The sequence below is a fragment of the Pontibacter akesuensis genome, assembly GCF_001611675.1.
Taxonomy (GTDB): Bacteria; Bacteroidota; Bacteroidia; order Cytophagales; family Hymenobacteraceae; genus Pontibacter; species Pontibacter akesuensis.
In genome coordinates this window covers 910,214-933,208 of sequence record NZ_CP014766.1, presented here as the reverse complement: position 1 = coordinate 933,208, position 22,995 = coordinate 910,214, and the positions used below count along the sequence as shown (strand labels likewise).

Sequence of the window (22,995 nt, the reverse complement as noted above, 5' to 3'; positions counted from 1 at the left end):
CAGCCAATAGATTTAGTATCCATGTAGGAGCCTGTTCAGAAAATTTTTTCTGATGCAGGCGCAGTGCAAAAATGCAGAAGTATCTGTTCTAAAATGTTAAAACTAATCGCAGCTTATGAAAAAGCATTATTTGTTATCCTATCCGGCTGTTTTCGCAGCCCTGCTGCTGGGGAGTTGCAGTTCCTCGTCGGGTACCGACGGGGCGGTAACTTCCGGCACGCCCGCCACCGAGGCGCCAGCCATGAATATGGGCCGTGGTATTGACCTGGCAAACCTTGATACCACCGCCAACCCATGCGAAGACTTCTACCAGTATGCCAACGGCGGCTGGCTGGCAAACAATCCGATCCCGGCCTCGGAAAGCCGGTGGGGCTCTTTTAACGAACTAGCTGATAAAAACAACGCTGTATTGCGCGAATTGCTGCTGGAGGCATCATCAAACACCACGGCACCGAAAGGCTCTGCGGCTCAGTTAATAGGCGATTACTACGCGGTGGGCATGGACTCGGTGGCCGCCAACCAGGCTGGCATAAAACCAATACAGCCTGAGCTGGACAAGATCAAAAGCATCAAAACTACCGATGATTTGATCAAGACGGTAGCCGACCTGAAGACCAAGGGAATTAGTGGCTTCTTCAGCATGTATGTGTCGCAGGATGATAAGGTGAGCACGCAGTATGCGCTACAGGCAGGCCAGGGAGGGCTCGGACTGCCAGACCGCGATTATTACCTGAAAGACGACGAGCGCTCCAAAACTATCCGAACTGCTTACCAGGAGCACCTGCGCAATACGTTCCAGTTGCTGGGTGATGACGCGGCCGCAGCCCAAAAAAAAGCCCAGACGGTGATGCGCATCGAAACCAAGCTGGCGGAGGCCTCCAAAGCCCGTGTAGATCTGCGCGACCCCTACGCGAACTACAACAAGATGACTATTCAGGAGTTTGCCAAGCAGAACCCGAACCTGAAGATAAGCCAGATGCTCACCAACATGGGTGCTACGGCGGCCAAGGAAATTATTGTGGGGCAGCCGGCATTCTTTAAAGAGCTTAACGCCATGCTGAAAAGCGTACCGGTGGAAGACTGGAAAACCTATACCCGCTGGCACCTTGCCCGTACCATGGCCCCATACCTAAGCCAGGACTTTGTGCAGGAGAACTTCAACTTCTATGGCAAAGTGCTGAGCGGCGCCAAAGAGATGCAGCCCCGCTGGAAGCGTGTGCTTCGTGCCACCGACAGCGCTTTGGGTGAAGCCCTGGGTCAGTTGTATGTAGAAAAAACATTCTCGCCGGAGGCCAAACAGAAAGCCATCACGATGGTAAACAACCTGCAGGAGGCTTTTAAGGAGCATGTGCGCGACCTGGAGTGGATGAGCGATGAAACCAAGCAGCGCGCGCTGCAGAAACTGGATGCTTTTGCCGTTAAAATCGGTTATCCGGATAAGTGGGAGGATTACAAGGGACTTGATATTAGCCGTGACTCCTATGCCGCCAACGTGATGCGGGCGAGCCAGTTTGCCTTCCGCGACAACATCGGGAAGATTGGAAAGCCGGTAGACCGTGAGGAGTGGTTTATGTCGCCGCCAACGGTGAATGCCTACTACAACCCAAGTATGAATGAGATCGTGTTCCCGGCTGGCATCCTGCAGCCGCCGTTCTTCGATCCGAATGCCGATGATGCGGTAAATTACGGAGGAATGGGTGCCGTGATAGGGCATGAACTGACGCACGGGTTCGATGATCAGGGAGCCAAGTATGATTACCAGGGCAACCTGAAGGATTGGTGGTCGACGGCGGATCTGGAGAAATTCAACGCCCGGGCCAGCGCCGTAGCCGATCAGTACGACCAGTACACGGTACTCGATAACCTGCACGTGAACGGCCGCTTGACGTTGGGCGAGAACATTGCCGACATCGGAGGCCTGAACATTGCCTACACCGCACTGCAGAAGGCCCTGGAGAACAACAACCCAGAAAAAATTGCAGGACTGACGCCAGAGCAGCGGTTCTTCCTGGCCTGGGCCCAGATCTGGCGCGTAAACATGCGTGACGAGGCGCAGAACCAGCAGATTTTAACCGATCCGCACTCGCCGGGCCGCTTCCGTACCAACGGCCCACTTGCAAACATGCCGCAGTTTTACGAAGCTTTCGGCTGTGAGCCAAGCGACCCAATGGTGCGCAGCGATCAGGAAAGAATTAAGATCTGGTAACACGCTTAAGCAGGTTTTATACTTCTATAGACCTATAGCTTGTTAAACAGAAACGGCGCTGCAGTTAAGCAGCGCCGTTTCTGTTTCTATTAATAGATTCTTAAATCATAAATACCTGGCGCAAGCGTCCGCTTGTGCCTTGTGACAGTTTAGTAGTTTAGAATCAAACGGACCGATTGAAGGCTTCAGGCAATGCTTAATCGCCTAATTTGTCATCTCGACGATAGGAGAGATCTTTTCAGAATTTCAGATAGATTTCTCTCTTCGTTCGAAATGACAATAGTGAATGCGGTACCAGTCTGGGTTATTATGCACGTCGGCACAAGCGGACGCTTGCGCCAGTTACACTTGGTAAGTATAAAATACTTCTATTCCTCCACAATCTTGATGGTGTGCGGAATGATCTGGCGGGGCCAGTCTGAGGCATCCACTGGTTCCTTCTCAATTTTCTCTACTACATCCATGCCTTCCAGCACCTCCCCGAAAACAGTATACTCTGTATCCAGCCCCGGCTCGCCGCCCACAGCCAGATACGTTTGCTCTTGTGCCGGGGTATAGTCTATACCATGTTTCTGCTCAAACGCCAGCAACTCTTCCCTCGAAACCGACTCGCCGGTAACGATGTAGAAGTTATGCGAAGACGACTCCTTGTCCGGATTGCGGTCGTCGCCGTAGCGCGCCATAGCGAGTGCGCCACGCTTGTGGATGTGCTTTGGGTTATGTTCGGGAGGTATTTTATAAGATCCCTGGCTGATGGTTCGCTCGTCTGAGTCACCGCCCTGTATGGCAAAGCCCTCTATTACCCGGTAAAACTCCCCCTGGTTGTAGAAGCCGGACCGGGCAAGCCGCACAAAGTTGGCGCGGTGCAAAGGCGTGTCTTTGTAAAGCCGCACTTTTATTTCGCCATAACGAGTTCCGATCACCGCGATGCTGTCCTGGTTGTTTTGCCCGAAAGCCTTCAGTTTGGCCACCGCATTTTCCTCTGTTAATGGCTCCAGTGTCTGCTCATCATCGGCTGAAGCTGCTGTCTGCTCTCCGTTCGCATTTTCAGCGCCGTTGTTACAGTTGGTGAGGGGCAACAGGCAGCCTACCAGTAACATGCTGCGGCACAATGGTAATATAAAAGTTTTTTTCATGTTCGGTCAATTTTAACTCTGGGTTAATAAATATACTCTTTTTTTATTTTTTAACCCATGCTGCGAGCGTTAATACTTCGGTTCAAAATTGTGTTAAATATAAAATTTTTAATAATGCACATTTTGTATTGTCCCTTTGGATTTCAACCGCGTACTAAAACAAGTGCAACAGCAGCGGCAACTACTTTGGAGCAACAGCGAGTTGATTTGGTATTGCTGAGAAAACAGGCGCAACAGTACTGCAGGTGCAATAGCAGTGTTATAACAAAGAATGTATAAATGCGGCCTCACGCAACTTCAGGAGGAGGTGTATGAAATTTTTACAAATAAAAGTTGCGTATAACATCGTAAGTCAATATATTAGAATAAATGTTTCTATAATTAATCTTTAATCCCCATTAAATTTAGTTTATGAAAAACAGTTTACACTTGAAAAAACTGATGCGCTCAGTTTTGTTTGGCGCAGCCGTAGCAACATCAGCCTGTACATTCACTGCTTGCAGCGAAGAAACCGGAGACATAGCCGAGCCGGTTGCGGTTCAGGCAGAGAGTCAAAATGGTGCTATTATTGAAGGGCAGTTTATAGTTGTATTTAATAAAGATGGTAACGAGCGCCTAAGTGGCACTCAGACGTATGCGCAGCGCCTGGAGGCCGTGCGTAACCTGACGCAAAGTGTGCTGGAGGCCAACGGCATCAGCAACGTGCAGATAGAGCAAGCCTACGGCCAGGCGTTGTATGGTGTGGCCGCCAAAATGTCTGCAACAGAAGCAGAGAAACTGCGCCGTGATCCGCGTGTGGCCTACATTGAGCCAGATCGCATTGTGATGCTGGCCAAGCCTGGCTCCGGTGGTTCCGGAGGAGCTGCAGAAGTAATTCCTTATGGTATTTCTCGCGTTGGCGGAGGAGCTGGTAATGCCTCTTCGGCTACAGCTTGGGTAATTGACACTGGCGTAGACCTGGATCACCCAGACCTGAACGTTGACGTAGCCCGAAGTGTAACTATGTTCACAAGCGGCAGAGATGCCGGAAGCGCTGACGACGGCAACGGACACGGCTCGCACGTGGCAGGTACTATTGCCGCCATCGACAATGAAATCGGTGTGATTGGCGTAGTGCCAGGCGCAAAGGTAGTAGGCGTGAAAGTACTTGACTCGCGCGGTAGCGGTTCTTATTCCGGCGTTATCGCTGGTGTGGACTATGTGGCTGCCAACGGAAAAAGTGGTGATGTAGCCAACATGAGCCTTGGAGGCCCTGTTTCCCAGGCACTGGATGATGCAGTTGTTGCCGCCGCCGGTAAAGGAATCAAGTTTGCCCTGGCTGCCGGTAACGATGGTGCCGATGCGAACAATTCATCGCCAGCCCGCGCAAACCATGCTAACGTTTACACGGTGTCTGCCATGGATAGCGGTGATAGATTCGCCTCTTTTTCTAACTTCGGCAACCCGCCGGTAGATTTCTGCGCTCCTGGTGTTGGTATCAACTCTACCTGGAAAGACGGTGGCTACAACACGATCAGCGGTACGTCGATGGCTTCGCCGCACGTAGCTGGCCTGCTGTTGTTAGGAAACGTCAATACAGACGGAACCGTGAATGGTGACCCTGATGGAAACGCAGACCCAATCGCGCACAAATAAGTAATTTAAGTTTAAAGTGAGTATTTAGAGGATGGCCATTGGCCATCCTCTTTTTGTTTTAGAGCGCCTTGCGCATCACATAGTCGTTCATCCAGTAGGGGCCGATGGCAATGTCTTCCTGCTGGTGCACGTGGTAGCCGGCGCGTTCGTAAAAGGCCTTGGCGTTGTTGTGGCGGTTTACGTTCAGGTCAAGTATGGCAGCGCCGGCTTTCTTTGCCTGCTGCTCTACCTCCTGCAGCAGAATTTTGCCATAGCCCTTCCCCTGGGTCTGCGGGAGCAGGTAAATCTTGTTCAGCTTGTATACGCTTGCTTCCGCGTCTTTTACGGAATAGGCCGCAAACCCCACCGGTTGCGCTTCCTCGAGCAGGAGCAAAAACGTCTGCCCCTCCTTCATTTGCGCTTCCAGCGCCGCTTCTGAGTAGATCACCTCAAACATGTAATCTATCTGCTCTTTAGACAAAATGCTCTTGTACGTTGGCTCCCAGGTTTCGTCGGCTAATCTTTTGATGGCCGGGATGTCCTCTGTACTGGCTTGGCGAATGGTGTGGTTTGTGTTCATTTCAAAGGTCTGTTGCTTCAGGCGCAAGATAGCGGCTGTGGAAGTAAAACCCAACCGGCTAAGATGCGCACTTTGGCCGTAAATACTATCTTTGTCTATACAAGAACGTATCACCCCTAAAAAAGCAGACCGATGAAAGCCGTATACTTAGAGGACATTGACCAGCCATTTACACTGATAGATACTGATAAGCCAGCCGCCGGACCCGGTGAGGTGGTGGTACAGGTGAAGGCCGCTGCCCTGAACCGCCGCGATGTATGGATACAAAAGGGCAAATACTTTTTAAAGGAATACCCGGCCATACTTGGCTCAGACTGCGCCGGTGTGGTAACGGAAGTGGGGGAGGGCGTGGATGCCTCCTGGATAAACCAAGAAGTGCTGGTTGATCCCGGGAGCAATTGGGGCGACAATCCGCGCGTGCACGCGGCCAAGTATACCATATTGGGTATGCCCGAGCAGGGTGCCTTCGCCGAATACGTGAAAGTGCCTGCCGACAACCTGCACCGCAAGCCGCAGCACATGAGCTTCGAAGAGGCGGCGGCCCTGCCCTTGGCAGGTGTTACCGCCTACCGCGCCCTGTTCACAAAGTGTGAGCTGCAGCCCGGCGAAAAAGTGCTGGTAACAGGTGCAGGCGGTGGCGTGGCTTTGTTTGCAATACAGTTTGCTCTCGCGGCCGGTGCTGAAGTATGGGTAACCTCCGGATCAGAAGAAAAGATTCAGGTGGCCAAAGAACTAGGTGCAGCGGGAGGTGTTAACTACAAGCAGGAAAACTGGGGCAAAGAGTTGAAAAGCCAGGCTGGTGGCTTTGATGTGATTATTGACAGCGCCGGCGGCGAGGGCTTTGTGCAACTGGTGAAACTGGCAAAGCCGGGCGGGCGGTTAAGCATGTATGGCGGCACCACGGGCATGGTCGGGCAGATCAATCCGGCCGAGCTTTTCTGGAAGCAGCTCTCCATCTACGGAAGCACCATGGGTACCGCACAGGACTTCGCTGACATGCTGAAACTGGTGGAGGAGAAGCAGATAAAGCCGGTGGTGGATGTGACGTTTCCGCTGGAGGAGGCCGAGCAGGCCATGCGCTATATGGAAGAAGGAAAGCAGTTTGGCAAGATTGTGCTGCAGGTGAAGTAAATCCGGTGCCACTACCCAGGTATAAAAGCAGAAAGGCGGACCATTTGGCCCGCCTTTCTGCTTTTATACTTGGTCTATACTTATGATTTACTGATTCTGCTGCTCCAGCAGGTTCAGCAGGAAGGCGTACTGCAGGGCGGTTTCCTTATAACGCTGAAAGCGACCGGAGGCGCCACCGTGGCCAGCTTCCATGTTGGTGTGCAGCAGCAACATATTGTCATCTGTCTTCATGTCACGAAGCTTGGCTACCCATTTGGCCGGTTCCCAGTACTGTACCTGCGAGTCGTGCAGGCCGGTAGTAACCAGCATGTTCGGATACTCCTTGGCCTCTACCTGGTCGTAAGGCGAGTAAGACAGCATGTAATCGTAATATTGCTTTTCAGCAGGGTTGCCCCACTCGTCAAACTCGCCCGTTGTCAGCGGAATGCTGGTGTCGAGCATAGTCGTTACCACATCCACAAACGGCACGGCGGCCAGCACCCCTTCAAACAGGTCTGGGCGCATGTTCACTACGGCACCCATCAGCAAACCACCGGCGCTGCCGCCCTGGGCAAACAGTTTGTCGGGGTTCGTGTAATTCTGCTCAATCAGGTACTCGGCGGCATCAATAAAGTCGGTAAACGTGTTCTTCTTCTTCAGTAGCTTGCCGTCTTCATACCACTGGCGGCCCATTTCCTGTCCGCCCCTGATGTGAGCGATGGCGTAAACAAAGCCGCGGTCCAAAAGGCTTAGGCGCACAGAACTGAAGCCAGGGTTGGTGCTGGAGCCATAGGAGCCATAAGCGTACAACAGCGTCGGGTTCTGGCCGTTCAGTACTGTTCCTTTGCGGTACACCAGCGACACCGGGATTTTCGTGCCGTCGTCGGCGGTGGCGTATACGCGCTTGGCCTCATAGTTTGCCGGGTCGAAATCGCCCACCACCTCGTCTCGCTTCAGCAACTCCTGCTCCTTTGTCTTCATGTTGTAGTCGTAGGTAGAGTAGGGAGTGGTGAGCGATGTATAGCCGTAGCGCAGTTTGTTACTGTCGAAGTCGGGGTTGTTGCCGATATAGGCCGTGTAAGCCTCTTCGCCAAAATCAATGTAATAATCCGTTTTCGAATCCTTCCAGCTCTTCACCCGGATTTGGGTGAGGCCGTTCTTGCGCTCCTGCAGCGTCAGGTAATCCTTGAAAATCTCGATGCCCTCCAACAGCACATCCTCGCGGTGCGGAATCACCTCTTTCCAGTTGGCCTTGCCCGGCTTGCTCACGGGCGTCTGCACCAGCTTAAAGTTTTTTGCGCCGTCCTTGTTGGTAACGATGTAGAAATTGTTTCCGAAGTGGTCCACGCTGTACTCCAGGCCGCGCTCCCGGGGCTGAATCACCTTAAACTCGCCGTTGGGCTTGTTGGCATCCAGGTAGCGGTACTCGTTCGAAAGCGTGCTGCCAGAGCCGATGATGATGTAGTCCTCGCTCTTGGTTTTGTAAACAAAGGTATTGAAGGTCTCGTCCGCCTCGTGGTATACTTCCTTGTCCTGGCTGGTGGGTGTGCCGAGGGTGTGCTTAAATATCTTGAAGGAGCGCAAAGCAGGGTCCTTCATGGTGTAGTACACCGTCTTGTTATCGTTAGCCCAGACCGCACTGCCGGTTGTGTTCGGAATCTCATCCGGCAGCAGCTTTCCGGTCTGCAGGTTTTTGAAGCGCAGCGTATACTTGCGGCGGCTCACGGTATCCTCGCCAAAAGCCAGCAGCTGGTTGTTTGGGCTCACGTTAATGCCGGCGGCTGAGTAGTAGCTTTGGCCCTCGGCACGTTCGTTTGCATTCAGCATGATTTCCTCGGCGGCTTCCATGGTGCCTTTCTTGCGGGCGTAGATCGGGTATTCCTTCCCTTCCTCGTAGCGGGTGTAGTACCAGTAGCCATCGTCTTTAAACGGGACAGAGGCATCGTTTTGCTTGATGCGGCCCACAATTTCATCGAACAGTTGCTGCTGCAGGTCTTTGGTGTGCGCCAGCATTTTGTCGGTATAGGTGTTTTCGGCACTCAGGTAGGAAATCACTTCCGGGTCCTCGCGCTGGTTCATCCAGTAGTAGTTGTCAATGCGCGTGTCACCGTGTGTGGTAAGCTCTTTCGGTACTTTCTTGGCCACAGGCGGCTGCGGAAGCTGTGTGGTGGCAGGAGTGGCGGTGGCGGCCTGCTCGGTAGTGGCAGTTGCCGTGGCGGTACTGCCTCCGGTATTGCTGGAGGAGCAGCCAGCACCCACCAACAGGCAGGCTGACAGCAGCGTGGCCGAGGTGGCAGCTTTTGGTTTGAGGTTTTTCATAGTGATTAGCTCTTTTCTAGTCTGTTTTGATTAGGAAAACTGCAGCCTCAGCGACAGCAGACTTATAAATGTAAGAAATTTGGAGCGCAAACAAAAAGAACAAAAGTTATGCATGCAGCGCTATTTTTTATACCTTGAAATATCATCATCATAAATAAGAAGAGCAGAAACTATGGCAACACAAGAAGAATTTGAAAGTGCAGTGGCAAAGTCCAAAACATTGACGGAGCGCCCCAGCAACGATGTGCTCCTGAAGCTTTACGGGCTGTACAAGCAAGCCTCGGAGGGCGATGTGAATACTGAGCGCCCGGGCGGGTTTGATTTTAAGAACATCGCCAAGTGGGACGCCTGGAAAAATCAGCAGGGCAAGAGCCAGGAGCAGGCGCGCGAGGAGTATGTGCAGTACGTAAACGAGCTGGCGAGCTAACCCCGCCTTTGCCTATACTTGCGAAGCCGCAGCCAGCATTGGTTGCGGCTTTTTTTTTGTTGGAAATATTATATGCTGTGTTATGGCATGTTTTACGAAGGTAAGGAGCTCGTGCGGGTGCTATATATTGATAGTTAGAATAGTATGGTGATGTGTTGCAGGAGTAAGGGCAGTGTAAGTATGTTGTAACGTTAATGCAATATTAGAAAGTTTATACATATCTTATGCTATACTCTGGTAATGCCGGAGGTGTAGTTAAACTGCTTTGTCAGTTCTTTTCCTTTCTATCACCTAAAAATTTAATTCTATGAAAAGACATTACCCCCTAAAGCTGCTTATGTTGCTGCTTTTTATGGTGCCACTTGCCCTGTTCGGGCAAACAACAGTACGGGGCACCGTTACCGATTTCGGATCCGGCAGGGCACTTCCGGGCGTTAGTGTGGTGGTGCCCGGCACTACGGTGGGCACTAACACCGATGCAAACGGCAACTACACAATCACGCTGCCTACTGCAAGCGGTAAGCTCACCTTTTCCTTTCTCGGCTACATGCCACAGACCTTCAATATCACGCCGGCCGTAACTGAGCTGGAGGTGCAATTGAAGGAGCGGGTAACGAACCTGAACGAGGTAGTGGTAACCGGCCTTGCCACCACGGTGAAGCGGGCGAACGCGGCAAACGCTGTCTCTACGATCAACACCAGGGAAATATCTGGTATCACCACACCCCAGACCATGGATGCCGCCATTAGCGGTAAACTGGTGGGGGCAAGCGTGGTGTCGAACTCCGGTGCGCCGGGCGGCGGTATTTCCATGAAGCTACGAGGCATTACCTCTATTTTCGGTAACTCCCAGCCCCTGTACGTGGTGGACGGGATCATCATGGACAACTCCTCCATCTCTTCGGGATTAAATGCAGTGACATCGGCAAGCGGTGGGGGCAGCACTTCTACGCAGGACAACGCCTCAAACCGTATTGCTGACCTGAACCCGGATGATATTGAGAGTATAGAGATTCTGAAGGGTGCCTCAGCGGCCGCTATTTACGGCTCACTGGCCTCGGCGGGTGTGGTAATCATCACCACCAAGCGTGGCGCGGCAGGCAAGACATTGATTGATTTTTCGCAGGACATCGGTTTCGCCAAGGCGGCGAACCTGCTGGGCATGCGCGATCTGAACGAGGAGCGCGTGCGGGCTTCGTTTGGGGAGCAGTCTGTTCCGTTGTTTATAGCTGCGCGCGACGCTGGCCGCCTGATAGACTATGAGGAAGAGCTTTATGGAAATACCGGCATGCTCTACAGCACACGCCTGAACGTAAGCGGGGGAAGCGAGAAAACCCGCTTTTTTGTGGGCGGCCTGATACAGGACGAGGAAGGCATCGTGAAAAATACCGGCTACGAAAAAAAATCACTACGCTTTAACCTCGACCATACTATCTCGGAGCGCTTTGATTTTAGCCTGAGCTCTAACTACATAAACTCCACCGCACGGCGCGGTTTAACGAACAACGATAACGCGGGTGTATCCTTTGGGGTGGCGCTGTCCTCTACGCCAAGCTTTGTGGACCTGTTCCCGAATGAAAGCGGGCTGTACCCAAACAACCCGTACGGAGCCTCTAACTTCCTGCAGACGCGCGACCTGATGACGAATGAAGAGCTTACTGATCGCTTTTTGGGTGGCATGACTCTGAATTCGTATCTGCAGGAAAGTGCCACCAGCAACACAAAACTCGTGATCAGGGCAGGGCTTGACTTTTACAACCTGCGCACCCGGGCCTTGTTCCCGAGACTGCTCCAGTTCCAGTCTAACGGCAACGGTACGGGTGGTGCCTCTATTCAGGGCAACAACTATAACCTGAACACCAATTACGCTGCTTTCCTGGTAAATAACCTGAACCTGGCAGACAATACGCTCTTCTTTACCACCACCTTAGGGGTTACGCGCGAGAACTTTAACCAGGACCTGACGCTTAATGTGGCCACCCAACTGATCGGCACCCAGGACAACCTGGACCAGGCCGGTGCCGTGGAAGTAGAGCAGACCCAGCTAATTGTGCGTAACAAAGGCCTGTTTATGCAGGAAGAAGTAAACTGGCGCGACCGTATCATCGCAACCGCCGGCCTGCGCCTCGATAAATCATCGAACAACGCTGATGTGAATGAGTTTAACGCCTTCCCAAAACTCTCCCTAGCCCTGAACCTGACCAACTTTAACCTTTGGAGTGATGAGAACTTCAACATGGTGAAGCTGCGTGCGGCTTACGGGGAGGCAGGGGGATTCCCGCCGTTCGGGGCCAAGTTTACTTCCCTGATTGCGTCCAACATCGGCGGCGACCCGGGTTTGCTGGTAACAACGCAGCGGGGTAACCAGCAAATACAGCAGGAGCGGCAGAAGGAGTTTGAAGCCGGCTTTGACATCGGTTTCATGGAAAACAGGGTGCTCTTCGAAGCTACCTACTACATCAAAACCGTATCTGACCTTATTCTGATTCGAAACACACCGCCTGCTTCCGGATTCACCACGCAGGTGGTAAACGCTGGTGAGCTGCAAAACCGTGGTGTGGAGCTTTCGCTGAGCACTGTTCCGGTGGAGACGCCCAACTTTAAGTGGGACTCTAAGCTGAGCTATTGGACGAACGAGTCGGAGATCACGAAGCTGAATGTGCCTGCCTTCCCGCTGGGAGCCTTTGGTAACACGCTGGGTACTTTCTTTATAGAAGAGGGCGCTTCGGCCACGCAGATTGTGGGTATAAAAGGTGAAGAGGGCGTGGTGAAACTGGGCGATGCCGCTCCGGATTTCCAGATGAACTTCCACAATTTCCTTACCGTGCGCCAGAACCTGACCTTCTCTTTCCTGCTGCACTGGAAAAAAGGTGGCCAGAACATAAACCTGACTCAGCTGCTGACCGACCTCGGCGGCACATCCTTCGACTATGACGACGATAACGATGGTGACGGTATCTCGAATGCAGCAGAGCGGGTAAGCCAGCTTGGAGTATCGGCGGAGCCGTTTGTGCAGGACGCCTCTTACCTACGCTTGCGCGAGATAGGCGTGTACTACACGCTACCGGCGCCCTTACTGGAAAACGCTTTTGGAGGCTTTGTGCGCCAGGTGAAGATCGGGGCATCGGCAAACAACATTCTAACCTTTACTGATTACGAAGGCTATGACCCGGAAGTATCGAACTTCGGTGGAAACGGGCTTTCTACAGGAGTGGATGTAACGCCGTTCCCTTCGTCCAAACGCTATTTCTTCCACTTCTCGATAGGGTTTTAATTCTAAAGTATGAGCATCATGAAAAGATATATAAAACAACTAAAGTATAAGCCGCTGGTGGCCATGCTGGCCATGGCCATGGTTTTGCCGGCCTGTGAGCTGGATGATATTCCGGACCCAAACAACCCTACTGTGGAGTCGTTGCTGCAGAATGCCACCGTAGATGACCTGAACAACCTGGTGGTGGGCACGGTATCGGGCATGCGCAACGGCCTGGGTACCTACTACGACAACGTGGGCGTGATCGGGCGGGAGCATTACCGCTTCTCAGGTGCCGATCCGCGCTTCACCTCTGATTTGCTGGGGGCGGTAAATGCCACGCTGGATAACAACACCTTTTACACCACCACACCCTGGTCTACCCGCTACCGCGTGGTGAAAAACACAAACCTGCTCATAGAGGCTGTAAATAATACAGAACTCATCACCGAGGAGCAGCGGCAGGCGTATCTTGGGTTTGCCAAAACCATCAAGGCTTACCAGCTTTTGCTGAACCTGACCATGATGAATGAAAACGGCATACGGCTGGATGTGGAGGACCCGGACAATCTGGGGCCAATCGTGGACAAAGCCACTGCGCTTGCAGCTATCTCAGAGCTGTTTGATGAGGCGGCCGCGCATATTGCGCAGGCCGGTGAGTCGTTTCCGTTTCCGCTGGCAGGCTTTTCCGGCAACAGCACTGCCTCGGGCGAGAATGAGTTCTTTGACGAGCCTGCTGGCTTTTTAAAGTTTAACCGCGCGCTTGCTGCCCGTGTGGCCATTTACCGCGGGAACTTTACAGAGGCGCTTAGCCTGCTGGAGGATTCTTTCTTCGACCTGACGGCACCGTTTGACCGTGGCGTGTACTATGTGTTCAGCACCTCTCCCGGAGACCAGCTGAACCCGCTGTACTTTGCCCCCAACGCGGCAGGCGAAGTACGCATTGCCCATCCGAGCTTTATTGCCGACATCGCCCCAAACGACGACAGGGCCACCAAAGTATCGCGGCGCGAACAGGCAGCTACCCAAAGTGGTTTAACCGGGCAGTATGACGTGGCGCTGTACGAGACCAACACCGCTCCGGTGCCGATAATCCGTAACGAGGAGCTTATCCTTATTTATGCCGAAGCGAACATCCAAACGGGTGATTTAGGCGAGGCCGTACGGGCGCTGAACATTATCCGAAGGGGGCATGGGCTGCAGCCTTATACAGGCCCTGTAACCCAGGCCGCACTGATAGATGAGATGCTGTACCAACGGCGCTATTCCCTATACTTCGAAGGACACCGTTGGGTAGACCTGCGCCGCTACAACCGCCTGGACCAGTTGCCGATAGACCGTGCTGGCGACGATGTATGGGTGAATTTCCCGATACCGTTCGCTGAGAACATTTAAAAGCAGCTGATTAAGCAAAAAGTAGAAAGGGGAGCCTGTGAGGGATCCCCTTTCTATTTCTTGCCTTTGCCTTTCCAGGTGTTGCCGCAGTTGTAGCAAGCGAATTTGCGGCTGAGGAAGGGTAGTGGGAACCCTAGCAGCAGGTAGCTGAGCGAGAAAACCGTTTTGTTATACTTCTCCTCGTTCACGTTGTCAGAGCCGCAGCGGGGGCAGGTAATCTCCTCCGTGTGCTCCTGCATGGGCGGTGCCAACTCTATCGTGTCGTAGTCAAACTGATTGTCGCCGCGGTGGATGCGGGAAAGTATGGCCTTGGCCTCTTCCACATCCTGCTCTGTAACCCGCAGTTTTACACCTCCGACCGCTGCAGAGTAAAACGGCTGCGCACCGATAATATGCTCATCACCCAAAAAGCACAGAATACCCTCAGATTCCAGGCGGCCCTTCAGGATGTGGGCTTCGGTGGCCTCGTTAAAAGTGGCTATAGTGACCAAGCGCTCTGCCATACTTCGGTGCTATTTTTTAGGCGGAAGCGCAAAGGCCTCTGCCACGTGTTCAAAATGTCCTTTGTGCGAGCCGTCGCAGAAGGGCTTGTTGGCAGACAGCCCGCAACGGCAGAAAGACACCAGCGTACGGCCGCCCAGGTCATAATTGTTTCCGTCCTTGTCTACTACTTCAAAGTCACCATCCACGCGCAGCGAGCCATTGCTCAGCACTGTTATCTTCGTTTTTGCCATTGTTTTATACTTGTTTTTAGCCAATATACTCATTTCTGCTGATTTAACAGTGCAAGCCGGGGTGGCGGTTGTTTAGTAGCAAAGCAAAAGCGGCTCCGGGGAACACCCGGAGCCGCTTTTCTAATAGTCTTTTGAAAGCCTAATTGCTGTACAGGTACCTGTACGTCTGGCGCTTGCCGTCTGGCTTCTCCACTGATTGCGTGAGTGGGTATCCACGCTCATCGTAGGTATACGCATAGTTATACTTGTAGGTCTTTTTGCTGTTATGCACTACCGTTGTTGCAGCCACCAGGTTGTTCGGGCTGCTGGCCGTGCCGGGCTCTGCCAGTTCATGGAACGGGTTCAGGCTGGTGTCGTAGGAGTAGGTAGTGGTGGAGAAAAGCTTCGGCTCCTGGTTGTCGTCTATCACGTACTGCTTCTCCTGGCTGTAATTGCCGTTTGGTAGCACCTCATACACTGTCACTGACTTTACTTGGGCTTTGCTGTCGCCATCAGTGCCCTCAAACACTGTTTTCTTCTCCAACTTGTCCTGTGCATTGTACTCGTAAGCGGCATAGGCAGCATATTCTACTTTGTTGCCGTTGTAGTAGCTCATGTCGGCCTTCACAAGTTTGTCGCTGTTGTCGTAATGGAAGGTTTGCTCTGAAAGCACGGCACTGTTGCTCCCCGCGTGCATGCTGCTCTTCAGCAGTCTGCCTTTTCCGTCGCGCTCATACTTGTCGAACGTCTCCAGGTCCCCAGTCTTCACATCGTAGTGATTGATTTGGCTGAGTTGTCTGCCCGCGAATTTGTAGGAAGTAACTTCGGCAGAGTCTACAAGGATGTGCGAGATTACTCCCTGCTCCAGTACTGGCTCCATCGAGTCCTGCTCTTGCTTGTCGCATGAGCTAAGTGCTACCACCCCACAAAATAGCATGGCGGGCATAAATTTGTTTCTCAGTTTCATTTGGCTAAAAGTTGATTTGACGAAACATTTTTTACCGGCTAACCTTTAATCGGTAATTGCATGGAGAACGCGGGTTGATTTCAAATAATTGCACTGGTTGCAAATAAAAAACAAAGGGACAGCCACATGACTCTCCCTTTGTTTTCGATAATATGTTGTAAGTTAGTGATTTACCTGCTTATTGTCGCCTACGGCAGCAACTGAAAATTGTTTAAATTATTTCGTAAATATAAGTTTATATATATTTAAACTGCGGCTGATTTCAATTCAAACTCGCCGACTGAGCGATACTTAGTAGTTCGTCGCCTGCGTCGATATTGTGGCGCAGTTCCTTCTTTAAACTGATGGCAAAACGCAGGGCTTTCAGTCCCTGCACCCCTTGCAAATCCTCCACGTCCAGGTGCTCAATCTCGCCCTGCACATACCCCTCCGACCTCAAAAAGTCCAGGTAGCGCTCGTATTCCTCGGCTTCCTTCTGCTGGGTATACACAATGGCGATCTTGCCCGGCTGTGTCAGGCGCTCATCCGAAAAACGAATGTTGGCCTTGTCTATTCGCTTCTTGATGATCTCGTACCGGATGTTGTTGGCGCCATCCACGTCAAACTTCTTCTCATCGAGCCTGTAGCGTATCGAGATGGGTTCGGAATGCACCAGCAGCAGCTGTGTGATTTCCAGCGGCAGCTTCAGGTTGGCGCGCAGGGTGCTAATGCGGCGGCCAATTTCGCAGGTGAGCATCAGTTGCCACAGGCGCATGTTTCTGAGGTACATGGGCTCAAAGTCGCCGTTGCTCAGCAGCGAAGCGCCGATGTAGATGTTATACTCCAGGCCATCGGTTTTATACTTCTCAAAGTAATGCGGGAAAATCTGCTGTGCTTTCTCCTCTTCCCGGTCCAGAAAGCTGGAGATCGTCTCGTTTATCATGTACAGGCTTTCCTCGTAGGCCCGGCGCTTGTTGTACACCGCCTTGTACTGGTTTTTTATGGCCGACTGGTACGCCTGAATGGCATGCTGAGCCGCAGGAGCCTTGCGCGTAAAATGTTCGAAGAGCGATTCGATGTCCTTGCGCAGGAAATCAAGTATGGCCGCTTCGTCGCCGGAGCTCAGTTCCTGCAATATTTTCTGTGAGAACTGGTCGATGCGGTACAGCAGCTCATCCAGTATCGTTAGCTTCAGGTTATCCTTGGCAGCCAGCACCACTTCCTTGGCCAGCACCAACTGGTCGAGCAGATCGCCCTGTATGGCCTTGTTTCGCTCTGTTGCCGAGCTGCGTACATCCGAAGAGCCGTACAGCGGGTAAATATCTCGAAACACGATCGGCTCTATCTCCGAGCTGGTGTTGTGCTCTATTTTCTCGAGCAGGTTAATGGCCGCCTGCGTGAAGCGCCATTCCACAATCGGGTGGATGGCTGTATATTTTTCCTTGATGATGCTCTGGATTCTGCTGCGCAATTCGTCGAGGCTGCGGTTCATGGCCAGCGCGAACAGCGGCAGGATTTCCTTCAGGCGTATGGTCGATAAAGCGTTCAGCTCACCAGGAATAGGGGAGGCTAGCTCCATCAGACCAATGGTTCTGCCCTCGTACTGCAGCGGGGCGATAATTAGGTTCCGCAGCCCGGCATCCATCAGCTGTTGCTCAATGCAGGTTGGGTTTGGCAGCGCGTTCAAATCTTCCACCACAATGGTGTGCCCTTTCCGGATCACCGGCTCGTAGATAGACTGCTTCAGGTCCTCTATCTTCAGGTTGCATTCCTGTGTAAGTATAAGGCCGTTCCAGAGGCGGCGGGCATAGCTGGTGTCGAACTCACGCAGGTTAGGGTAGGAGGCGAAGCCCAGCTGGATACCAGGCAAGCCAAAGAGCACACGCAGCTTCTGCTGCAGGTCCAGAAAGCCTTCGTCGGTGCTGACAGAGTCCCGGTCGAGCAAATCGAAGCGCAGCGACGAGATGGTTTGCTCCATGGTCACGTCCGTGAAATCGTAGATTGCAAAGCCGCTGAACTCAAAGTTATCGGGCGGCAGCACCTGCATCCACAGGTCCAGGTCGTTGTAGCGGTTAATTAGAAAGTTAATCTCCTGTGCTGTCAGTGGCTTAATCGGGCCCCTTGCTTCCACCTGCATAAACTTCAGGTCCACATCTACCTTGTAATGGCGTGCCAACCCCGTGAACTTATCCTCGATTACAAACACAAAAGGCTCGTCGATCTTGAAATTGGCGTTGTAGAATTTGGTAAGTATGATGGTGTACGCCTGCAGGGTAAGGCGAAACAACAGTGTTTTGGGATCGAGGTTCAGCTTTTTGGCATAGTTGCCCCCATCCACCAGGCGCAGCTCCTCCAGTTTTGGGGAGGCGTAGAAGCTCTCAAACTTAAATGGCACCGATACGGCCTTCAGGTCATTCTCCCAAAGCGCCACCGGGAAAATATCTTCCATCAGCAAGTCAACCGTGTCAATGTACTTGTCGATGATGGAGGTGTCTTCTATATGTCCTATTAACTCTGATTTACTGCGCAGCAGTTCTGTCAGCTCCTTTATGCGCTCAGCATTACAACCCGGGTCGTTCTTCACCTTGTCTTCCCAGTAGGAGATAAGCGGCGCCAGGCTAAGTGTGGTATTGAACGGGAAGTCGTTCACACTCAGGATGACATCGTCGTTGCTCGTCATCATCACGACTGTTTCGTGAAAGCTGCCTTTTTGGTATTTGCTCATAATAAAAAACGTTGCCTCTGCTGCTGTAGCCAGAAGTTGTACTACTAAATTAAACGGCAAATGCGCTTAAAAGATAGTACAATTTTTGGCAGATGGCGTAAAGGTTGTGTTGGCTGATTTTGGAGTAGGATAAGCCTTATTTCTCTTTAATCCTATGGCTACTTCCTATATTTGTGGCATAATATTTACGGTAGGGAACCTGTTAAAGTTTTAGCCATCAAAAACCATATACTATGAAGAGAAAATTAACCGGAATGCTGACGATTGTGCTGCTGCTCGCTGTCACCGGGCTGGCGCAGGCGCAGTCGCAGTTAGAAAAGGACCTGGCAGAGTTGCGTACCTGGATGCAGCAGCGCAGCGCCCAGGCCGACAATACCATTGCCGCAGAGTGGCCAACGGTGAAGCGGGAGTTTAAGGAGCTGTCGTACAGCCTGGACGGCAACACCAAAAAGATGTCGGAGCAGTCGCGGGCGGAGTACAATACCTATAAAAAGCGCTATAAAGAGTGGGAGCAGCGGAACGAGGCCGAACTGGTGAATCTGGACGGCCGTGAGTTGGAGCGCTGGGAACGAAACATGACGGGCTCTACGCAGATAGCCAAAATCAAACCGGTGCACCTGCGCGATGCTTTCGTGCGTGCCCTGGATTATACGCGCTCCAACCGCCAGAACTGGAGCCTCCGCGATTGGGAATATGCTGAGTTTGTGGTGGGGGAACTGAACGCGCGCAAAGCGCAGACGCTGGACCTGCTAAATACGGGTGATAAAATAAAGATTGCTGCCTTGCAGGTAGAGTTTACAGCGCTGAAAAGAAGCCGGGAGGTGAAAGACTCCTACGAGCAGATGCGGGAAGAACGTAAATAGAATCTTTTAATTCAGTGCAAAAAAGAGCCCCGGCAGTATACTTTACTGCCGGGGCTCTTTTTTGAGAGTTTAACTTAAATTGCGTTCTGTCCTTTGGTGCCACCAGATTGATCTTCGTTTTCGTTGCGGCCCTGATCCGGGCTCTTGTTCTGCTTTTGGTCGGTCAGGTGGCGGTTCTCTTTTTTATCGTTTTCATCCTTCGGGAACGGCTTGCTTTGTTTGCTGTCGTCCTGATTATGTCCTTTTGTCATAGCTATATATATAATTGATTGATTAAAAGATACTTGTAGTTTTACTGCACTTATTTAGTCAGTTATTAGTCAGGGTAAACTACTTTTGCTTTCTTACTTCTTATTAAGTAAACGCTAATGTGGAGCTTTGGTTGAAATGGGAGGTGTAGTATTGCTAGTATTCCGCTACGTGCATCATGCATTTTGAGCGTACACTTGAAAACAAGTATCCAAAACCACTTATCTGATTTGGCTATAGCCTGAATAGACTATTTCATAAAAGTAAATTTAAAACAACTGTTTGTAGAGAGTTATATTCACTATATATTGTGTACAACTAATATATATAATGTATCAGTAAAGAATCATTTACTGATACATTATAATTATAAGTGCTAAGTTTAAAATGAGAATAAATTAAGTTTTTAAGCTGCAATCAACATCAAGCATATAGTATGCAATATCCAAAAGTTGAAGTATGTATTTCCTTTAGGGAAAAGACTTTCCATGCTTTAGGTGTAGAGTCGGAGTCTCTGACTTTAGAACAGGAGCTTTCGGAGAGAAATATAATTAGTTTAGATATTTAAGTACATGGCACATATTACAGGAATAGGATTTTCAAACTTTAGGGTTTTTAAACAATCAACTCTATTTGATTTTGCTCCAATAACAGTTTTTACTGGCACAAACAGTTCTGGCAAGAGTAGCATCTTCAAAGGGTTAAAGCTTCTAAATAACAATGCTGAAGACCTGTCTTATCTAAAGTTTTCAGGAGAAGGCCATAAATTAGGAACATTTCATACGGCAACATCACGAACCTCTGATTCTGAATTCATTAGATTTTGTGTAAAACTGCACGATAAAAAACTTTTCATTATAGATTATAAGCCATCAAGATCAGGGAATCTAGAGGGGGGGTACTGGGAACAATTTTTTGTTACAAAGGAGGATGTGCTTAAGGACCATTACAATGAGGATGAGTTACTATTAAAAGTATCTCATGACGATGATGGTAGTGGAATCAAAATGTACTTTAACTTAAAGTACCAAAGAAGCATACTTTTGGAAAAACGGAAAGAAAGTGGCTCTAGTAGTTCTACCCCTACACCTAATCAAGATGCAGCTTCAAAAGAATATGGCCGGTTAGAAGGAATGAATAGCACTGTTGTCTCTCCAAGAAAGCTTATTAAGTTAATTCCTAGTCTCGATATTGACACAGCAAAAAAACTAGCTCTACAAATTGACGACATCATCCTGGAAAGCTTTTGTGTTAGGTTTACTGATTACTTTTTCCCAGATGTTCATGTTCTGTACAAAAATTTTTATCAGATATTTGATGATTTTGAATTCTTTAGTCGATTAAGCAACATTACGTGTGCTTTACTGCTTAAAAACACAGATGTTGATTTCAAGATTCAAGATCAACTAGGAAACAGCTCCGTTTCTGAAATCATAGAGCAAAACTCTATCTATGAATTAAAAGAAGAGGCAGAATCAAAGGTAAAGGCAATTGCTAGTTCAATTAAAAGTGCAACCACAGGAATACATTACCTAGAGTCCATTCGGGCAAATTCTCAAAGACTGTATTCTAATCAATCACAGGGGACATCATTTAATGAGTTGCTTCTACAGATAGATAATATATGGAGTAAAAAGGACAAACGAGAGAAAAACCCCACTTTGAAGTTTGCTGATAAATGGCTTAGAAAGTTCGGAATAGGTGATAAGTTAATTATCACCAGAATTAAGGGTATAGCTACTGAGGTAGTTATTGAGAGAGGTGGAGAGGTAGTCGACCTCATAGATATGGGTTACGGTGTAACTCAATTTTTGCCTATTCTTTTGACTGTCTGCTCAAAGCTTGACAAAAAAATTGAGCATATGCTCACCCCAATAGACTTCCTCTTTAATTTAAAAGAAGCGCCACTGGAAGACTATAAAATTGATAACAACAGTATGATAAGATTAGGAGGGCCGTTGCTATTAATTGAAGAGCCAGAGTCTAATCTACACCCAAGACTTCAATCCCTACTGGCTGATTTTTTTATTGACGTAGCTAAAACGTTTGAAGTAATGCTCCTCATCGAAACCCACAGCGAATACCTGATTCGCAGGTTGCAGGTACTAACAGCCGCAAGAGAAGTAAAGCCTGAACATTCGGTTATTTATTACCTTGATGGCAACCTGCCAAGTGAATCGGATAAATTTGTAACAAAAATCAATATCAACTCAGATGGTAGCTTAACTAACGATTTTGGGCCTGGCTTCATTGATGAAGCTACCAACTGGAAGATGGAACTGATGCGCCTTAAAAACGCACAACTGCACAACCTAAACTAATCCAACAATGGAGTTATTGGTTGACAAAGGATTCCTACTAAGTTTCTTTAGGTATAATTCATCAGAACGGCACAAGCCGGTTTATGATGATTTTGTAAAATTCATTCGCAAGCTACATCCGGGCTTTACCTTAGTAAGTAATTTCTCTTCTTTGGATGAAATAATCGAACAAGCAAAAGTAAATCCTTTGCTTGAACTCATTATAGAGAAGCAGCCTAAAGTACTACTGGAGCAGGATTTTGAGCAAAAGCTAAAACATCCTGCTTATTATCACGAAGGCAGTTGCTTTAAGCTGGGTCTAGTAGATTTTGATAATAAGGATTGTAGTACACTAGAGGAGGCTTTCGGTTACAGTTACATCAGTGGTGAAAATATGGCTTACAAGTGGAAGCCGTTCTTTTCAGACAGAGAAGATACTAGCCGTTGCATCACTTCCAATAGAACTACGCCTGATATGTTGCGTTTTGATTCTTGGGAAAAGTTAAGGGATTATAAGCACCCCATCAATTCAGTTCTGATTGTAGATGGATATATACTTTCAGACAAGAGCCAGCAGCGAATTGATAATAACTTAAAGCCTTTACTTAAAAGCCTTCTGCCTAATAAGAAAACTGACGTGCCAGTAGATATTACTATCATAACTGAAGAACAGTCTAAAACTTCAAACTTTCAGGCGCTACAGCAGAGTTTAGTTAATTATTTAAAAGAAGAACTAACGGAATTAGAGTTTAGCCTGTCCATCGTACGATTTGATAGAAATCTTTTATATAAACTTAAAACAGAAGGTTTTAGCATACATGATAGACGGATTATAACAAATTACTTCTGGATAGAATCCGGAATAGGATTCAATATTATAAATGATAAAGGCAAAGTTAAAGATTCTGACTCTTTCATCAATTATAAATTCAATCTGTTAGGGCATAATTACAATTTGTTACAGCACATACTCAGAGGTTATGCTGCTTATATAAACATAGCCAAAGAAGTTTACGGAATTAACAATAACAGGCTTCTGACCCAATTCAACTGTAAATGAATGGTTTATTTTAATTTGTAATTGCTTCGGAAATTTATATTTTGATATTGAAGCAAATATTACCTGTGTAAACCTCTAGTACACTTTATAATTACCCAT

17 protein-coding genes are annotated in these 22,995 nt (G+C 49.6%); 9 read left to right on the top strand and 8 right to left on the bottom strand.

Going from position 1 to position 22,995, the window contains the following annotated elements; all coding sequences use genetic code 11:
• The first annotated feature begins 115 nt into the window (after window positions 1-115).
• On the top strand, window positions 116-2,206 hold the full coding sequence (locus A0W33_RS03850) for a M13 family metallopeptidase (protein ID WP_068836945.1): 2,091 nt from the start codon (window positions 116-118) through the stop codon (window positions 2,204-2,206).
• 368 nt (window positions 2,207-2,574) lie between these two features.
• Here A0W33_RS03850 and A0W33_RS03845 read toward each other — a convergent pair whose 3' ends face one another.
• Window positions 2,575-3,342: a peptidylprolyl isomerase gene (locus A0W33_RS03845; protein WP_068836944.1), complete on the bottom strand. Its 768-nt coding sequence runs from the start codon at window positions 3,340-3,342 to the stop codon at window positions 2,575-2,577.
• Window positions 3,343-3,753: 411 nt separating this feature from the next.
• Between A0W33_RS03845 and A0W33_RS03840 the strand changes: the two genes are divergently transcribed.
• Window positions 3,754-4,977: a S8 family serine peptidase gene (locus tag A0W33_RS03840; protein ID WP_068836943.1), complete on the top strand. Its 1,224-nt coding sequence runs from the start codon at window positions 3,754-3,756 to the stop codon at window positions 4,975-4,977.
• 58 nt (window positions 4,978-5,035) lie between these two features.
• Here the strand turns inward: A0W33_RS03840 and A0W33_RS03835 are convergent, their stop codons facing one another.
• Window positions 5,036-5,536, bottom strand: coding sequence for a GNAT family N-acetyltransferase (locus A0W33_RS03835; protein WP_068839913.1), 501 nt, complete (start codon window positions 5,534-5,536; stop codon window positions 5,036-5,038).
• Between the two features lie 132 nt (window positions 5,537-5,668).
• Here A0W33_RS03835 and A0W33_RS03830 point away from each other — a divergent pair, with 132 nt between their 5' ends.
• Entirely contained in the window at window positions 5,669-6,667 is a 999-nt protein-coding gene (locus tag A0W33_RS03830; RefSeq protein ID WP_068836942.1) for a quinone oxidoreductase family protein, read from the top strand.
• 87 nt (window positions 6,668-6,754) lie between these two features.
• Here A0W33_RS03830 and A0W33_RS03825 read toward each other — a convergent pair whose 3' ends face one another.
• Window positions 6,755-8,965, bottom strand: a complete 2,211-nt coding sequence (locus tag A0W33_RS03825) for a S9 family peptidase (RefSeq protein ID WP_068836941.1) — start codon at window positions 8,963-8,965, stop codon at window positions 6,755-6,757.
• A gap of 172 nt (window positions 8,966-9,137) precedes the next feature.
• On the opposite strand from A0W33_RS03825, the gene A0W33_RS03820 reads away from it, so the two are divergent.
• From A0W33_RS03820 to A0W33_RS03810, 3 genes are all read left to right on the top strand, one after another.
• Window positions 9,138-9,392: an acyl-CoA-binding protein gene (locus A0W33_RS03820; RefSeq protein WP_068836940.1), complete on the top strand. Its 255-nt coding sequence runs from the start codon at window positions 9,138-9,140 to the stop codon at window positions 9,390-9,392.
• Between the two features lie 307 nt (window positions 9,393-9,699).
• Entirely contained in the window at window positions 9,700-12,666 is a 2,967-nt protein-coding gene (locus A0W33_RS03815; protein ID WP_068836939.1) for a SusC/RagA family TonB-linked outer membrane protein, read from the top strand.
• Between the two features lie 18 nt (window positions 12,667-12,684).
• Window positions 12,685-14,040 carry a RagB/SusD family nutrient uptake outer membrane protein gene (locus tag A0W33_RS03810; protein WP_068839912.1) on the top strand — a complete coding sequence of 452 codons (1,356 nt, stop codon included), beginning with the start codon at window positions 12,685-12,687 and terminating at the stop codon, window positions 14,038-14,040.
• Between the two features lie 53 nt (window positions 14,041-14,093).
• Here A0W33_RS03810 and A0W33_RS03805 read toward each other — a convergent pair whose 3' ends face one another.
• The 4 genes from A0W33_RS03805 to A0W33_RS03790 form a co-directional block, all read right to left on the bottom strand.
• Complete coding sequence (locus tag A0W33_RS03805; RefSeq protein WP_068836938.1) at window positions 14,094-14,543, bottom strand: putative signal transducing protein; 450 nt, start codon at window positions 14,541-14,543, stop codon at window positions 14,094-14,096.
• 9 nt (window positions 14,544-14,552) lie between these two features.
• The gene (locus tag A0W33_RS03800) at window positions 14,553-14,774 is read right to left on the bottom strand and encodes a CDGSH iron-sulfur domain-containing protein (protein ID WP_068839911.1); all 222 of its coding nucleotides are present in this window, start codon (window positions 14,772-14,774) and stop codon (window positions 14,553-14,555) included.
• Between the two features lie 139 nt (window positions 14,775-14,913).
• Entirely contained in the window at window positions 14,914-15,720 is an 807-nt protein-coding gene (locus A0W33_RS03795; RefSeq protein WP_068836937.1) for a hypothetical protein, read from the bottom strand.
• Window positions 15,721-15,982: 262 nt separating this feature from the next.
• Complete coding sequence (locus tag A0W33_RS03790) at window positions 15,983-18,424, bottom strand: GAF domain-containing protein (RefSeq protein ID WP_068839910.1); 2,442 nt, start codon at window positions 18,422-18,424, stop codon at window positions 15,983-15,985.
• A gap of 233 nt (window positions 18,425-18,657) precedes the next feature.
• On the opposite strand from A0W33_RS03790, the gene A0W33_RS03785 reads away from it, so the two are divergent.
• Window positions 18,658-19,287: a DUF1640 domain-containing protein gene (locus tag A0W33_RS03785; protein ID WP_068836936.1), complete on the top strand. Its 630-nt coding sequence runs from the start codon at window positions 18,658-18,660 to the stop codon at window positions 19,285-19,287.
• A 74-nt stretch (window positions 19,288-19,361) separates the two neighbouring features.
• On the opposite strand, the gene A0W33_RS21055 is transcribed toward A0W33_RS03785, so the two are convergent.
• A complete protein-coding gene (locus A0W33_RS21055; RefSeq protein ID WP_172798085.1) occupies window positions 19,362-19,538 on the bottom strand; it encodes a hypothetical protein in 177 nt (58 codons plus the stop codon).
• Window positions 19,539-20,108: 570 nt separating this feature from the next.
• Between A0W33_RS21055 and A0W33_RS03780 the strand changes: the two genes are divergently transcribed.
• Both A0W33_RS03780 and A0W33_RS03775 read left to right on the top strand, forming a co-directional pair.
• Window positions 20,109-21,857 carry an AAA family ATPase gene (locus tag A0W33_RS03780; protein WP_068836935.1) on the top strand — a complete coding sequence of 583 codons (1,749 nt, stop codon included), beginning with the start codon at window positions 20,109-20,111 and terminating at the stop codon, window positions 21,855-21,857.
• 7 nt (window positions 21,858-21,864) lie between these two features.
• Window positions 21,865-22,896 carry a hypothetical protein gene (locus tag A0W33_RS03775; RefSeq protein WP_068836934.1) on the top strand — a complete coding sequence of 344 codons (1,032 nt, stop codon included), beginning with the start codon at window positions 21,865-21,867 and terminating at the stop codon, window positions 22,894-22,896.
• Window positions 22,897-22,995: the final 99 nt, after the last annotated feature.

Coding starts and splice junctions, on each gene's coding strand:
- A0W33_RS03850 (WP_068836945.1), top strand. CDS start 116: ATGAAAAAGCATTATTTGTTATCCTATCCGGCTGTTTTCGCAGCCCTG.
- A0W33_RS03845 (WP_068836944.1), bottom strand. CDS start 3,342: ATGAAAAAAACTTTTATATTACCATTGTGCCGCAGCATGTTACTGGTA.
- A0W33_RS03840 (WP_068836943.1), top strand. CDS start 3,754: ATGAAAAACAGTTTACACTTGAAAAAACTGATGCGCTCAGTTTTGTTT.
- A0W33_RS03835 (WP_068839913.1), bottom strand. CDS start 5,536: ATGAACACAAACCACACCATTCGCCAAGCCAGTACAGAGGACATCCCG.
- A0W33_RS03830 (WP_068836942.1), top strand. CDS start 5,669: ATGAAAGCCGTATACTTAGAGGACATTGACCAGCCATTTACACTGATA.
- A0W33_RS03825 (WP_068836941.1), bottom strand. CDS start 8,965: ATGAAAAACCTCAAACCAAAAGCTGCCACCTCGGCCACGCTGCTGTCA.
- A0W33_RS03820 (WP_068836940.1), top strand. CDS start 9,138: ATGGCAACACAAGAAGAATTTGAAAGTGCAGTGGCAAAGTCCAAAACA.
- A0W33_RS03815 (WP_068836939.1), top strand. CDS start 9,700: ATGAAAAGACATTACCCCCTAAAGCTGCTTATGTTGCTGCTTTTTATG.
- A0W33_RS03810 (WP_068839912.1), top strand. CDS start 12,685: ATGAAAAGATATATAAAACAACTAAAGTATAAGCCGCTGGTGGCCATG.
- A0W33_RS03805 (WP_068836938.1), bottom strand. CDS start 14,543: ATGGCAGAGCGCTTGGTCACTATAGCCACTTTTAACGAGGCCACCGAA.
- A0W33_RS03800 (WP_068839911.1), bottom strand. CDS start 14,774: ATGGCAAAAACGAAGATAACAGTGCTGAGCAATGGCTCGCTGCGCGTG.
- A0W33_RS03795 (WP_068836937.1), bottom strand. CDS start 15,720: ATGAAACTGAGAAACAAATTTATGCCCGCCATGCTATTTTGTGGGGTG.
- A0W33_RS03790 (WP_068839910.1), bottom strand. CDS start 18,424: ATGAGCAAATACCAAAAAGGCAGCTTTCACGAAACAGTCGTGATGATG.
- A0W33_RS03785 (WP_068836936.1), top strand. CDS start 18,658: ATGAAGAGAAAATTAACCGGAATGCTGACGATTGTGCTGCTGCTCGCT.
- A0W33_RS21055 (WP_172798085.1), bottom strand. CDS start 19,538: ATGACAAAAGGACATAATCAGGACGACAGCAAACAAAGCAAGCCGTTC.
- A0W33_RS03780 (WP_068836935.1), top strand. CDS start 20,109: ATGGCACATATTACAGGAATAGGATTTTCAAACTTTAGGGTTTTTAAA.
- A0W33_RS03775 (WP_068836934.1), top strand. CDS start 21,865: ATGGAGTTATTGGTTGACAAAGGATTCCTACTAAGTTTCTTTAGGTAT.